The organism is Nocardiopsis sp. NPDC101807, from assembly GCF_044766605.1.
GTDB classification, from domain to species: Bacteria; Actinomycetota; Actinomycetes; order Streptosporangiales; family Streptosporangiaceae; genus Nocardiopsis; species Nocardiopsis tropica.
In genome coordinates this window covers 289473-302554 of sequence record NZ_JBIWMK010000004.1, presented here as the reverse complement: position 1 = coordinate 302554, position 13082 = coordinate 289473, and the positions used below count along the sequence as shown (strand labels likewise).

The window sequence follows — 13082 nt, the reverse complement described above, 5'->3', positions numbered from 1 at the left end:
CACCACCAGTTCACCAGAAGACGGCGACCTTCTCGGACGCCTCCCGGGCTTCCAACCAGCCCCTCAGGCCCCGGATGCCCCGTCCCAGCGGGCTTTGCGCATGTCCACCCGGTCGCTTCCCGGTCGCATGGGCGTGCTCTCCGCCGCATAGTGGGAAAGCGCACGTACCTCGTGGCCGGACGCCGGGCGCCCGTCCGAGCGCACCACCCGCCACCAGGGCACCCCGCCGCCCCACGCGGACATGACCGAGCCGACCTGGCGGGGGCCTCCCCGCCCGACGTGCTCGGCGATGTCGCCGTAGGCCATCACCCGTCCCGGCGGGATCCGCTCGACCAGCGCGAGGACGTCCTCCGCGTAGTCGTCCGGCCCGCCCTCCTCGTCCGTGAACACCCGCGCAGCCTATCGAGCGCGTACGGGGCCCGCCCCCCCGCGGGTACGGCCCCCGTGTCCCCGGCCGCCCGGCCGCCCGGCCGGCGGGTCAGGTCGGGATCTCGTTGACGTGCGCGCTCCAGGCGAGTTCGGGGTCCCGCTTGCGGGCCCGGTCGGCCTGCGCCAGGCCGAAGGCCCCGAGCAGGGCGATACCGCCGCCGATGACCCACGCCGACCAGGCGGCCGCGGGCAGGTGGGTGAAGCCCAGGAGCCAGGGCATCGCGAACACCAGCACGCCGATCGCGAGGACCCCCAGCTCGCTCGACAGGGCTCCCGGACGGGTGAGGGAGAACGTGGCGGCCACGACGACGCCCAGCCCGAGGACGAACAGCGCTCCCCCGCTGAACCCGTACATCCCGTGCCAGAGCCAGCTCACTCCCAGGGCCAGACCGGCGGCGACCGCCACCCAGTCGGCCCGGCGTCCCTTCTCTCGCATAGCGCCACCTCCCAGCAGCAGGGCCGCCCCGGAGATCGGCCGACGGCCTCTGGGTTCTTGTACCCACTCCCTCCCGGGGAACGCGAACGGCGCCGGGAGAGGTTCCCGGCGCCGTTCGGAGGGGTCTTCCCCGGGCCGCTAGTAGGCGGGCAGGCTGGGGTCGACCTGGTTGATCCAGGCCAGGACGCCGCCGCCGACGTGCACCGCGTCGGAGAACCCGGCGGCGTGCACCGCCGCGAGGGCCTCGGCCGAGCGCACGCCCGACTTGCAGTGCAGGACGATGCGCTTGTCCTGCGGCAGCTGCTCGAACGCCTTCCCGTTGAGGAACTCTCCCTTCGGGATGAGCGTCGCTCCCGGGATGCTGACGATCTCGTACTCGTTCTTCTCGCGGACGTCCACGAGGAAGACGTCCCCGGGCTTGTTGTCCAGGAGCTCCTTGAGCTCGGGCGCGGTGATCGTCGAGCCGGCGGCGGCCTCGGTGGCCTCCTCCGACACGGTGCCGCAGAACGCCTCGTAGTCGATCAGCTCGGTGACGGGCTCGGTGTCGGGGTCCTTGCGGACCTTGACCTCGCGCCAGGTCATCTCCAGGGCGTCGAAGATGAGCAGGCGGCCCACCAGCGGGTCGCCGATGCCGGTGATCAGCTTGATGGCCTCGTTCACCATGACGGAGCCGATGGAGGCGCAGAGCACGCCGAGGACGCCGCCCTCGGCGCAGGACGGCACCATGCCGGGCGGCGGGGGCTCGGGGTACAGGTCGCGGTACTGGGGCCCGTACTCGTTCCAGAAGACGCTGACCTGGCCGTCGAACCGGTAGATGGAACCCCACACGTACGGCTTGTTCAGCAGTACGGCGGCGTCGTTGACCAGGTAGCGGGTCGCGAAGTTGTCGGTCCCGTCCAGGATCAGGTCGTAGGGGGCGAAGATCTCCAACGCGTTGTCCGAATCCAGGCGGTCCTGGTGCAGGACGACCTCGACGTTGGGGTTCACCTCCTTGATGCTGTCCCGGGCGGACTCGGCCTTGGGGCGGCCGACGTCACTCTGCCCGTGGATGACCTGGCGCTGGAGGTTGGACTCGTCCACGACGTCGAAGTCGATGATGCCGAGCGTGCCCACGCCCGCGGCAGCCAGGTAGAGCAGCGCCGGGGAGCCCAGGCCGCCCGCGCCGACGACCAGCACCTTGGCGTTCTTCAGGCGCTTCTGCCCGTCCATGCCCACGTCGGGGATGATCAGGTGGCGCGAATAGCGGCGCACCTCGTCCACGGTCAGCTCGTCAGCTGGTTCCACCAGCGGCGGCAGCGACACGGTGACTCCTCATGTCTGTTCAGGGTGCTTCGGACCGCCCGTACCGGACCGGGGAGGGTGCGGGGGCGAAGCGTGCTTGCACTTATACCCAACCTAACGGGTGGGGTTTTCCATTCCCACCGCGGGGAGGCGTGGGACACGACACCCGCGTGCCCGTCCCTTCCAGCACCAACGAACGCGTCCCGGCAGTTCATTCCGGGCGGCCCCGTGTGCCGCGCGGACCGGCGGGTAGTGTCGCCTATACGTTCAGCGACGACGTGGGGAGCACCCCGTGACTTCAGAGAACAGTTCCGCCGACGGGCGTCCGGCTTCCGGCGGCGCCCCCGAGGAGCAGGGGGCCGAGGCGCCCGAGGTCGAGGTGCCCGAGGCCGACGCGGCCGAGCAGCGCGCTCCCGCGGGCGGTGACGACGGCCGCTGGGACGCCCCCTCCGAGGAGAGCTTCGACCAGGCCGACGAGGGCGACGTGGTGGAGCAGTCCCTGGAGGTCGGCGACGAGGAGGAGCGCCGGTGAGGCCGCTCCGGCCCGCCCGCCCCGCGCCGCGGTTCCGGCGTCCGGCCGCCGCGCCGGTCCGCCCGCGGGGAGGGGCTCCCGTGCCTCGATCGTCCCTTCCGTCCCCTTCTCCACGCCCGCACGGAAGCTACGCGGGAGTAGGATGGGGCGAAAGCTGTGACGGCGCGCCGGTGACCGGCCGCGTCCGGCAGCACTAGCCACGCAGATGTTCGGACATGGCGCGCATCTGCCATGCCGAGTTCGGAGGGTGTGGGTGTGACAGCTCCTTCAGACGCCCGCGCCCGGGGCACCCGCTTGCCCCGGGTCAGGCGGCGCCGCCAACTCCTGTCCGCAGCACAGGAGGTCTTCGTCGCCCGCGGCTACCACGCGGCGGCGATGGACGAGATCGCCGACCGCGCGGGTGTCAGCAAGCCGGTGCTCTACCAGCACTTTCCCGGGAAGCTGGAGCTCTACCTCGCCCTGCTCGAAGAGCACTCCGAGGCGCTGGTCGAGAAGCAGCGCGAGGCCCTGGAGAGCACGGACGACAACCGCCAGAGGGTCGCCGCCAGCTTCCAGGCCTACTTCGACTTCGTGGCGGGGGACGGCGAGGCCTTCCGGCTGGTGTTCGAGTCCGATCTGCGCAACCTTCCAGCGGTGCGGGAGAAGACCGAGCAGACCTTCCAGCGCTGCGCCGAGCTCATCGGCGCGGTGATCCGGCAGGACACCAGCATCTCCGACGAGGAGGCGCACCTGCTGAGCATCGGCCTGGTCGGCATGGCCGAGACCAGCGCCCGGTACTGGCTCAACAACCACGGGGCGGTCCCCAAGGACGCCGCCGAGCAGCTCGTCGCCCGGCTGGCCTGGCGGGGCATAAGCGGCTGGGACCTCCAGCGCAGGGCCGACGAGCAGGACGCCCAGGCGTAGGCGGCCCGAGAGGTCGCGGACGCGGGCGGCGGGAGACCCCGGCGGACCGCGCGTCCGCCCGAACGCGAGGACCCCCGGGCGCAGGGTGCGCCCGGGGGTCCTGCGTTGTGGCGGAACCGATCGTCCCGGCGGCATTGTCCCCCCTCACCGCGAATCCCTCTCCCCCTTTTTCGCAAGAAATTCACCAAGAAAAAGCAATCCCCTCTCCCGATGTCTGACAAGCGGTTCGATTCCCGTTCGCCGGGTATCGCCGGAATGAGAAGTAAATGGCTTCTCTTCGCGGAGTCCGCCCGCGCCGAATTCGGCACGCCGGCGGAGTGAGCGATGTGGGGGTGAAGACGTTATGGACATGGGTCAGGGCCTGACGACGGCCTGGCAGGCGGTGGCGGGTTTCGTGCCGCTGCTGATCGGCTTCCTCGTGATCCTGGTTCTGGGCTGGTTCATCGCCTGGCTGGTGGGCAAGGGGGTCGCGAAGGGCCTGCACGGCGTCGGACTGGACCGCGCACTGCACCGCGGGGGTGTGGGCGAGTACTTCGAGCGGAGCCGCTGGACCGCCAGCGAGCTGTGCGGAAAGATCATCTACTACGTCGGACTGCTGTTCGTGTTCACGCTCGCGTTCAACGTCTTCGGTCCGAACCCGATCAGCACGCTGCTCAGCGACGTCATCTCCTGGATCCCGCGCGGCATCGTGGCCCTGGTGATCGTCGTGGTCGCCGCAATGATCGCGAAGGCGGTCCGCGACCTCATCTCGGGCGCGCTGGGCGGCCTGTCCTACGGCCGGTTCCTGGCCAACGTGGCGGGGGTCTTCATCCTCGCCCTCGGTGTCATCGCGGCACTGAACCAGATGGGCGTCGCGGTGAGCGTGACCATGCCGGTCCTGATCGCCGTCCTGGCCACGATCGGCGGCATCCTCGTCGTCGGCGTGGGCGGCGGCATGATTGAGCCGATGCGCTCGCGCTGGTCCCGCTGGCTCGACGTGGCCGAGCGCGAGACCGGCCGCCTCAACCAGGACGAGAGCTACCGGGCCGGCAGGGAGGCCGCGATGAGCGGTCCCACCGAGCGCAGGGAGGGCGCCACGGCCTCGGGCCAGGCGCCGTCCGCCTCCACCCGGCCCGGACCGGGCGGCGGGCCCGCCTCGTGACGGAGGGGTCCGCGGATCCCTGAGACCGCGGACAGCAGAGGAGGGCGGGGCCGTGGGGCCCCGCCCTCGCCGTGTGCGCCGCGCCCTTGCGGGGCGGCCCTCAGAGGAACTCGGAGTCGCGCAGCTCCAGGCGCGACAGGTGCTCGATCCTCCGGAAGGCGAGGACGACGGAGGCGATGATCGGCAGGAAAGCCAGCCAGAAGGCGAGGTTCCCCGGCCCGGTGAAGAACATCGACACCAGTGCGACGACGATGATCAGTGCGAACAGCGCGAAGTCGACGCGGTCCTGTTGGATCAGGACGCCGACCGGTGGGCGCGCAGCCCCATGTCGACCGCTCCTCATTCGCATTCCTTTCTCGCGGCTCTGCGGGCCGCTCCGCCAGTTACGGCGTCCGCCGGTCCGCTTCCGGACCGACATAACACCGCGAATCCCACGTTGCATTCCGCAGTGCCCTGGTCCGACCACGATGCGCCGGGCCGCTTATCGGCCGCACGGAGCGGCCTACGCCTTTCAGCGTACGCCCGGCACAGGTTTTTCGCCGGAGAACCGGAACGGCAGGTGCCCACGGGGGACCTCGCGTCGTGGGTCACACCCGCCTGCGGACGTCACCAACCTAGCGGACGAAACCACGGTCCTTGGCCAGTCGGCAGATCGCGAGAATGCGGAGGGTCTCCCAGTCGTATTCGACCGCCTCCGAGTCCCAGCCCCTTTCGAGGCACCCGTCGAGGAAGCCGTGGAGGTAGGTGCCGAGGGTGCGGGCGCTGATCCCGCTCCCCGAGGAGGCGATGCCCTCGCACACCTGTGCGGCGTGCTGGTCCAGCTCAGAGCACATCCAGGGATCGATCGGGCCGTCCAGCGGGCCGATCTCGTGGAAGTCACGGGTGAGTCCGGCCAGCGGATGGCGCACGGAGGTCCCACGGGGCATGGAAGTACCTACTCGCGTGGTCAGGAGACGGGAGACTTCAACGAGTTTACGTGTCCCCACCAACGAATCGTCACGAAAGTGTTGGATATTACCCCCGCTTGACCAAGGGAGCCCCTGGTACGGGTCAAGTCTGCGCCGTGTCCCCGGTCCGGCGCGGCCCGTGTCAGGCGGACAGGCCCATGGCGTCGAGGCGCGCCTTGTGGCGGTCGGTGAGGGAGGCGAACATCCGGCTCACGGCGGCCAGGTCGCCGAGCGCGGTGGCGTCGGAGGAGCCCTGGGCGTCCTCGGCCAGGAGCGCGGCCAGCCGGGGGCGGGCCACCGCCACGTGCTGCGCCTGGCTGAGCGCCTCGCCGACCAGCCGGCGGGCCCACAGGGAGAGCCGCCCGGCCAGCTTGGGGTCCTCCGCCACGGCGGCGCGCACCGCCCCGGAGACGAACTCGGCGCGCCCGGTCTCGGCCAGGACGCCCTCGACCAGGGCCGCGGTCTCCTCGTCCGCCAGCGCCGCGACCTTGCGGTAGAAGTCACCCGCGATGCCGTCGCCGACGTAGGTCTTGACGAGGCTCTCCAGCCAGCTCTGCGCCTCGGTGCGCTCGTGCCAGGCGTCCAGGGGCGCCACGAACGGCTCCATGGCCTCCTCGGGGACGACCCCCAGCTCCTCCAGGCGGTCCCGGAGCGTCTGGTAGTGCGCCTGCTCGGCGGCGGCCAGGGCCGCCAGCTGGCCCTTGCCCCGCAGCGACGGGGCGAGTCCGGCGTCGTCCGCGAGACGGAAGAAGGAACCGAGCTCCGCGTAGGCGAGCAGCCCGAGCAGGTCGATCACGCCGGGGTCGGCAGAGGGGCCTTTGGTCATGCCCGCCAGGGTATCGCCCGGCCGCGCGGGCGCGGAACGTGGGGACCGCGGGGACTAAACGGGCCGCCGGCACGGTTGCACACGCTGGGAGCGGGTACGGTCCCAGCCGTCCACAGCCGGAGTGAACTGCTATGTCCACCCGGCGCGTCACCAGCTAGACTCTGCGTGATGACCGGCGTGTGCGGTCGACCCGACACTCTCCTCACACACGCGGGGACGCTCCCACGCTTCGGCGCCGCTCCCGCGGCGCCCACCAGGGCGCGGACCCGCACCACCGACGTGGTCGCGGAACACCGCGCGAGGAAACGACGAACCACGGATGCTCCCCGTCCACGCGGGGACGGTCCGCGATCCGCGGAGGGGTCTCCCCACGCCGCACGGATCACGCAGGCAGCGCCACCGCGCCCCGACGGCAGCGGTGAGCCGCGCCCATCGCGGCGGCCACGAGCCGACCGCGACCGCACCCCGCCGCGGCCACGCCACGTTGCGGCCCGCCAAGATGGAGGCTTGAGCCCTGAGCACCGCAGATGACACGACCAAACCCAAGACGACCTTCCGCGACCTGGGAGTGAGCACCGAACTCGCCGACGCCCTGGAGGCGGAGGGGATCACGGAGCCCTTCCCGATCCAGGAGCTCGCCCTGCCGATCGCGCTGCACGGCAGCGACATCATCGGCCAGGCCCGCACCGGTACCGGCAAGACCCTGGCCTTCGGCCTCCCGCTGCTCCAGCGGGCGCAGCAGGCCCCCGGCACCTCCAAGCGCCCCCGCGCGCTCGTGGTGGTCCCGACCCGCGAGCTGGCCATCCAGGTCGCCGCCGACCTGACCACCGCCGCCAAGCGCAGCGGCGGCCGCGTGCTGACCGTCTACGGCGGCCGTTCCTACGAGCCGCAGGTCAACGGGCTCAAGGAGGGCACCGACGTCGTCGTCGGCACCCCGGGGCGGCTGCTCGACCTGGAGAACCAGAAGCACCTGCGCCTCGACGAGGTGTCCGCGGTGGTCCTGGACGAGGCCGACAAGATGCTCGACCTCGGCTTCCTCCCCGACATCGAGCGCATCCTCACCAGGATCCCCGCCGAGCGCCAGGTGATGCTCTTCTCGGCCACCATGCCGAGCGAGATCGTCTCCCTGTCGCGCAAGTACCTGCGCCGGCCGACGCACGTCCGCGCGGGCGACGACAACGAGATCGACGGCTCCGCCATCACCGGGCGGATCACGCAGCACGCGCTGCGGACCCACCAGATGGACAAGATCGAGATGCTCGCCCGCCTGGTCCAGGCGGAGGACCACGGCCAGAGCATGGTGTTCTGCCAGACCAAGCGCGCCTGCGACCGCGTGGCCACCGAGCTCAAGACGCGCGGGTTCGCCGTCGCGGCCGTGCACGGCGACCTGGGGCAGAGCCAGCGCGAGCGGGCGCTGCGGGCCTTCCGCAACGGCAAGATCAACATCCTGGTCGCCACCGACGTGGCCGCCCGCGGGCTCGACGTGGACGACGTCACGCACGTCGTCAACTACGAGACGCCCGAGGACGAGAAGACCTACACGCACCGCATCGGCCGCACCGGCCGCGCCGGGCGCAGCGGTACCGCCGTCACCTTCGTGGACTGGCAGGAGATGCCGCGCTGGAAGCTGATCAACGCGGCCCTGGACCTGCCCTTCGCCGAGCCGGAGGAGACCTACTCCACCTCGCCGCACTTCTTCGAGGCGCTGCGGATCCCCGCGGGGACCAAGGGCAAGCTGGCCGCCGACAAGCGCGCCGACCACGCCGGCCTGGAGGCCGAGGAGATCGAGGACATCGGCGACACCGGTATGCCCCGGGGCGACCGCGGCGGTCGGCGTGAGGGCGGCCGCGGCCGGGGCGAGGGCGGCCGCGGATCCGGCGGCCGGGGCGAGGGCGGCGAGCGCAGCCGCAACCGCTCGCGTCGCCGCACCCGCGGCGGCCAGGGATCGGCTCCGGCCGAGGGGACCGCGGTCAAGGCGGAGACCACCGCCCCGGCCCAGGCGGAGACCCCCCGCGGCGGCGCCGCGCCCACCGACGACGGCGCCCGCAGGATCCGGCGCCGCCGCCGCACCCGTGGCGGCGCCGCCCACCGGGACCCCGAGAACACCTGACCCCTCCGCCGTGCCGCGCCCGTGAGGACGGGCGCCACGGCGAGCGCACGACGTGCGGGCACCGCGTCTCCCCCGCGGTGCCGGTGTCGGCGGCCGCTCCGACGGCCACGGCCCGGGCTATCCCGGGCCGGGCCACCGATCGTCTAGGGTGGCCCGACGTGAGTACACCTCAGTTCATCGACCTGCCGCCGGGCGTGCGGCGCACGGACCTGCCCCTCTCCTACGGTCCCCTCGCCGCCCTGCGCGCTCTGCCCACCTCAGGGGGTACCGAGCTGGCTCCGGCTGTCCTGGTGCACGGTTTCACCGGCAGCAAGGAGGACTTCATCGCCCTCCTCCAGAGCCTCGCCCAGGCGGGCCGGGAAGTGGTCGCGATCGACCTTCCCGGCACCTACGAGTCACCGGGGCCGGAGACCCTCCGGGCTCCCCCGGGCGTCCAGCTCCCCGACTACCGCCTGTCCTCCCTCGGCGGCGTGGTCGCCGAGGTCCTCCACCTCGTCGGCGGAAGCGGACAGGCCCACCTGGTGGGGCACTCCTTCGGCGGCCTGGTGGCCCGAGAGACCGCTCTGTCCGGGCTCGCCGACCTCGCCTCGCTGACCCTGATGTGCAGCGGCCCTGCGGCCCTGGGCGGCCAGGGCGCCATGACCGCCCGCGGCCTCGTCGCCGCCCTCTCCGTCGACCCCACCCCCGAACGGCTCCGCGAGCTGTGGGACGGGCGCTTCGACGCGGAGGCGCGCAGCCGTACCCCCGACCCGGTGATCCGGGAGTTCCTCCGGGAGCGCCTGCTGTCCAGCAGCGCCCTGGGGCTGATGCGCACCGCCGAGGAGCTGCTGGGCGCCGACGACCGGGTCGGCGAACTCGCCGACCTGAAGATCCCCACGCTCGTCGTCTACGGCGAGAACGACACCGCGTGGACCCCCGCCGCCCAGGACGACATGGCCGAGCGGATGGGCGCGCGAAGACTGGTGGTGCCGGGCGCGGGGCACTCCCCCAACGTCGAGGCGCCCGAGACCACGTCGGGTGTGCTGACCTCGTTCTGGAACGAGACGGAGTCGGTCGGCCGGCGCTGACGGGCCGCCCGGAACCGCTGCCGGTGCGACGCCGGGGCCGCCGCCCCCGATGCTCCCGTCCGTCCTCGCGGCCGGTCCCGGCTCCCGGCCCCGCCTGGGGCAGGGGACCACGGCGGAAGGGACGGGGGCCGGGCGTCCCGGGGCCCACGCGCCGGGTGCGTCATGCCGGGGTCGGCGGCACGCCCGGCCCCGCCCACCGCAGCGGGGCGGGCCCCGTCCTCGCTCCCGGCCCCCGAACGCGCCGTGGCGGCGCCCCCGGGGGGGGGGGGGGCCGCCGGGGGGGGCGGCGGGGGGGGCCCCCCCCCGCGGGCCCGGGGGGGGGGGCCCCCCCGGGGGGGGGGGGGGGGGGGGCGCCCCCCCCCCCCCCCCCCCCCCGGGGGGGGGGGCCGCCCCCCGCCCCCCCCCCCCCCCCCGCGCCGCGGCCCCGCCGGGGGGGGGGGGCCCCCCCCACGGCGGTGCTCCCGGCCGGGGTCAGACCCAGGAGTCGAAGTTCTTGCTCTCCGCGCCCGAGGTGGTGGACGGACCGCGGTCCGGCAGGATGCGGGTGTCCGGCGGGAGGGACAGCAGCGCCTCACCGATGGAGGCCAGCTGCGTCGTGTAGTCGATGTAGGTGTTGCCGACCATGCCCGGCTCGCCCTTGCGCAGCGCGTCGCCGCTGAAGACGACGCCCAGTTCGCTGATGTAGTAGCCGACGCTGCCGGAGGAGGTCCCGGGCAGCGCGAGGACGTCGATGTGCAGGTCCGCGATGTCGAGGGCGCCCTGGCCCTCCACCTCGATCTCGGGCCGGTGCTCGGCCCCGTGGTGGCGCCGCCAGGCGCGCATCTCGCGGGGGTGCAGCGCGATGTCGGCGTCCGCCTCCTCGGCGACCTTGATGGCCGACTCGATGTGCGGGCCGTAGGCGTTGGTGCAGGCCACGAGGTAGATCTCGCGGTCCCCGACGGCCTCCAGGACGGCCTCGGCGTCGTAACCGGGGTCGATGACGATGACGCCCTCGTCGTCGGCCTTCACGATCCACGTGTTGGCGACGACGTCGAACTTCTCGTCGTCGAACTCGAAGACGCCGACGCTGCGCACGCGCGTGATGCCGTCGGGGTCGGGGCCGGTCACGCCGGCCTCCTCCGTCTCGTCGGCGAACAGCCCGACGGGCTCGTCCGCCTCGGCCGCCACGTCCTCGGCGTCCCCGTCCGCTCCGGCGGTCTCCGCGTCCGCGTCGGGCTCCTGCTCACCGGCGGCGGGCGTCTCGGCGTCGGCGTCGGGCGTCCCGTCCTCGCCAGACTTCTCGTCGGTGACGGCGGCGGGCGCCCCGGCCGCGGAGTCGGCGGCCGCCTCGGCCCCGCCGTCGTCCTTCCCGGAGCCGTCGGCCCGACCGGTGTCCTTCTCCGCGGCCTCCGCGACCGCGTCCTTCTCCTCGGACGGGGTCGCCCCGGCCGTGCCGGAGTCGGTCGCCCCGGCCGCCGCCTTGTCGTCCACCGCGACCTCCGCAGCGGAATCGGTGGCCTCCGGGCCTTCCTGCTTCTTCGGCTTCCGCTTCCAGAACACGGCGTCAGACCTTTCGGTTTCGTCCAGGTACAGGTAGTTCTGCTGCGACCATTGTCGCGCTACCGCGCAGTGGTCGGTACCGTACCGGACGCCGGAGGGCGACACGCTGGTCACCCCTTGATCAGAGGGACCCCCGTCGCGGGCTCCACGAGCGCGTCGAACGCGTCGGGGGCGGTGGTGTGGCGTCCGAGCCGATGCCCCGTGAGGCTCCCGTGGTCGTCGCTGGAACCGGTGACCACCACGCCCAGGTCGGCGGCCACGCCCCGCCAGTACGCGGTCTGCTTCCGGTTGTGGGAGGGGTGGTCCGCCTCGATGCCCCCCAGGCCCGCCTCGACCATGCGCTCCACGAGGTCGAGCGGGACGGCCCCGTTGAGGGAGCCCTCCGCGCGGGCCGGGTGGGCCAGGGAGCACACCCCGCCCGCCGCCCTGACCAGGCCGACCGCGCGGACGGGGTCGATCGCGTACCGGGAGGCGTAGGCGGGGCCGCCCGAGCCGATCCAGCGGTCGAAGGCGTCCTGGACGTCGCGGGCGGCGCCGGCCTCCACGATCGCGCGGGCCAGGTGGGGGCGGCCGATCGTGTTGGCGTCGGCGTACTCCGCCCGGCCCGCCCCCGCGATCTCCAGCACCCGCTCCCAGGAGACGTCCACCCCCTGCTCCCTGAGCTTGCGGACCATCTCCTCCGCGCGGGAGGCCCTGTCGGAGCGCACCCTGCGCAGTTCGCCGTCCAGGCCGGGGTCGTCGGGGTCGAAGAGGTAGGACACCAGGTGGACGCTGGAGCCGGCGTGGGCGCAGGACAGCTCCATCCCCGGGACGAGCGTGAACCCCGGCGGGAGGTGCGCGGCCGCCTCCTCGATCCCGCCGACGGTGTCGTGGTCGGTGAGGGCCAGGACCTCCAGACCCGCGGCGACCGCGTGCCCGACGACGTCGGCGGGGGCGTCGGTCCCGTCGGAGACCGAGCTGTGCGAGTGCAGGTCGATACGTGTCACCGGGCGATTGTACGTAAGTCCCGGCCCGCGTGCCCCGAACGGGTGGGCGCGCAGGCCCCGGTCAGCCTTCCCGGGGAGCGAGGACGCGGGAGAGGAAGGGGCTCGCCGCCCCGAACGGCGGCTCCAGCGCGACGCCGCCGTCGTTGATGTCGCGCAGGTCCCTCAGGGAGTTGATCTCGCACATGAGGAGGCCGGTGTCGGCGGAGGCGAAGACGATCCACAGCCAGTGGGCGAGCGCCTCGCCCGCGTACACCGCCCGTTCGCGTCCCACCGCCAGGTTCCACAGGGCGATCTCATGGCCGTCGAACCGCAGTTTGGCGTCGGCCGCCGCGGCGTCGAAGCCGTTGCCGGGGTCCGGCCCGTCCAGGCCGGCGAGGCGTGCGCCGAGCCCGACGCCGGGGTCCTCGGCGACGACGGCGATCTCGCCGATCCCGCCGAGGGGGTCGGGCCCGGACAGGGCGACGGCCGTGGCGAGCGCGCCGCTGCGTTCGTCACCGGCCCCGGCGAACCCGGTGACGACCCAGTTGGCGGGCAGCGGCCAGGGGATCCACACCGGGACGCGCGCCTGGGGCAGGAGTGCTTCGAGCGAGGACGTCCCCGGGGCGCGAACGCCCTGCAGCGGGGCCACGGCTCCGTGGACGTCGCACTGCCAGGCGCTGGTCCACAGCCCCGGAGGCTGGACCGCGCGCCCGCACCGGGGACACGAGGGCTCGGTCTTCATGCTGTTTGCGACCTACCCGGGCATCCCGGCGGGAAAACGCCCGGTGGGGGGGGGGGGGGGGGGGGCCCCCCCCCCCGGCGGGGGGCCCCCCCCCCCCGCCGCGGGGGGGGGGGGGGGGGGTGTTGGGGGGGGGGGGGGGGGGGCGGGCGGGGGGGGGGGCGGCG

The 13082-nt window shown here is 73.4% G+C and carries 14 protein-coding genes; 5 read left to right on the top strand and 9 right to left on the bottom strand.

Annotated features, from left to right (window positions below; genetic code table 11):
* Positions 1 to 63: 63 nt before the first annotated feature.
* The 3 genes from ACIRPH_RS14295 to moeZ form a co-directional block, all read right to left on the bottom strand.
* Positions 64 to 390 carry an MGMT family protein gene (locus ACIRPH_RS14295; RefSeq protein WP_267948245.1) on the bottom strand — a complete coding sequence of 109 codons (327 nt, stop codon included), beginning with the start codon at positions 388 to 390 and terminating at the stop codon, positions 64 to 66.
* A gap of 88 nt (positions 391 to 478) precedes the next feature.
* Complete coding sequence (locus ACIRPH_RS14290) at positions 479 to 865, bottom strand: SPW repeat protein (protein WP_402913943.1); 387 nt, start codon at positions 863 to 865, stop codon at positions 479 to 481.
* Positions 866 to 1003: 138 nt separating this feature from the next.
* Positions 1004 to 2167: an adenylyltransferase/sulfurtransferase MoeZ gene (gene moeZ / locus ACIRPH_RS14285; protein ID WP_402913941.1), complete on the bottom strand. Its 1164-nt coding sequence runs from the start codon at positions 2165 to 2167 to the stop codon at positions 1004 to 1006.
* Between the two features lie 271 nt (positions 2168 to 2438).
* Here moeZ and ACIRPH_RS14280 point away from each other — a divergent pair, with 271 nt between their 5' ends.
* From ACIRPH_RS14280 to ACIRPH_RS14270, 3 genes are all read left to right on the top strand, one after another.
* Positions 2439 to 2678 (top strand): hypothetical protein, encoded by a 240-nt coding sequence (locus ACIRPH_RS14280; RefSeq protein WP_402913939.1) that lies wholly within the window; start codon positions 2439 to 2441, stop codon positions 2676 to 2678.
* 255 nt (positions 2679 to 2933) lie between these two features.
* Positions 2934 to 3581: a TetR/AcrR family transcriptional regulator gene (locus ACIRPH_RS14275; RefSeq protein WP_402913937.1), complete on the top strand. Its 648-nt coding sequence runs from the start codon at positions 2934 to 2936 to the stop codon at positions 3579 to 3581.
* Positions 3582 to 3924: 343 nt separating this feature from the next.
* Positions 3925 to 4722, top strand: coding sequence for a hypothetical protein (locus ACIRPH_RS14270; RefSeq protein WP_402913936.1), 798 nt, complete (start codon positions 3925 to 3927; stop codon positions 4720 to 4722).
* A gap of 100 nt (positions 4723 to 4822) precedes the next feature.
* On the opposite strand, the gene ACIRPH_RS14265 is transcribed toward ACIRPH_RS14270, so the two are convergent.
* From ACIRPH_RS14265 to ACIRPH_RS14255, 3 genes are all read right to left on the bottom strand, one after another.
* Positions 4823 to 5065: a hypothetical protein gene (locus ACIRPH_RS14265; protein WP_267948239.1), complete on the bottom strand. Its 243-nt coding sequence runs from the start codon at positions 5063 to 5065 to the stop codon at positions 4823 to 4825.
* A 271-nt stretch (positions 5066 to 5336) separates the two neighbouring features.
* Entirely contained in the window at positions 5337 to 5648 is a 312-nt protein-coding gene (locus ACIRPH_RS14260; protein WP_402913934.1) for a DUF6401 family natural product biosynthesis protein, read from the bottom strand.
* Positions 5649 to 5811: 163 nt separating this feature from the next.
* Positions 5812 to 6495 (bottom strand): ferritin-like fold-containing protein, encoded by a 684-nt coding sequence (locus ACIRPH_RS14255; protein WP_402913932.1) that lies wholly within the window; start codon positions 6493 to 6495, stop codon positions 5812 to 5814.
* A 568-nt stretch (positions 6496 to 7063) separates the two neighbouring features.
* On the opposite strand from ACIRPH_RS14255, the gene ACIRPH_RS14250 reads away from it, so the two are divergent.
* Both ACIRPH_RS14250 and ACIRPH_RS14245 read left to right on the top strand, forming a co-directional pair.
* Positions 7064 to 8605, top strand: a complete 1542-nt coding sequence (locus ACIRPH_RS14250) for a DEAD/DEAH box helicase (RefSeq protein WP_402913930.1) — start codon at positions 7064 to 7066, stop codon at positions 8603 to 8605.
* A gap of 158 nt (positions 8606 to 8763) precedes the next feature.
* Entirely contained in the window at positions 8764 to 9672 is a 909-nt protein-coding gene (locus ACIRPH_RS14245; protein ID WP_402913929.1) for an alpha/beta fold hydrolase, read from the top strand.
* A 471-nt stretch (positions 9673 to 10143) separates the two neighbouring features.
* On the opposite strand, the gene ACIRPH_RS14240 is transcribed toward ACIRPH_RS14245, so the two are convergent.
* From ACIRPH_RS14240 to ACIRPH_RS14230, 3 genes are all read right to left on the bottom strand, one after another.
* A complete protein-coding gene (locus ACIRPH_RS14240; RefSeq protein ID WP_402914790.1) occupies positions 10144 to 11211 on the bottom strand; it encodes an MBL fold metallo-hydrolase in 1068 nt (355 codons plus the stop codon).
* A 110-nt stretch (positions 11212 to 11321) separates the two neighbouring features.
* Positions 11322 to 12197, bottom strand: coding sequence for a PHP domain-containing protein (locus ACIRPH_RS14235; protein WP_402913927.1), 876 nt, complete (start codon positions 12195 to 12197; stop codon positions 11322 to 11324).
* A gap of 61 nt (positions 12198 to 12258) precedes the next feature.
* On the bottom strand, positions 12259 to 12918 hold the full coding sequence (locus ACIRPH_RS14230; RefSeq protein ID WP_402913924.1) for a DUF6758 family protein: 660 nt from the start codon (positions 12916 to 12918) through the stop codon (positions 12259 to 12261).
* Positions 12919 to 13082 lie beyond the last annotated feature (164 nt).

Coding starts and splice junctions, on each gene's coding strand:
- ACIRPH_RS14255 (WP_402913932.1), bottom strand. CDS start 6,495: ATGACCAAAGGCCCCTCTGCCGACCCCGGCGTGATCGACCTGCTCGGG.
- ACIRPH_RS14265 (WP_267948239.1), bottom strand. CDS start 5,065: ATGAGGAGCGGTCGACATGGGGCTGCGCGCCCACCGGTCGGCGTCCTG.
- ACIRPH_RS14260 (WP_402913934.1), bottom strand. CDS start 5,648: ATGCCCCGTGGGACCTCCGTGCGCCATCCGCTGGCCGGACTCACCCGT.
- ACIRPH_RS14290 (WP_402913943.1), bottom strand. CDS start 865: ATGCGAGAGAAGGGACGCCGGGCCGACTGGGTGGCGGTCGCCGCCGGT.
- ACIRPH_RS14230 (WP_402913924.1), bottom strand. CDS start 12,918: ATGAAGACCGAGCCCTCGTGTCCCCGGTGCGGGCGCGCGGTCCAGCCT.
- ACIRPH_RS14270 (WP_402913936.1), top strand. CDS start 3,925: ATGGACATGGGTCAGGGCCTGACGACGGCCTGGCAGGCGGTGGCGGGT.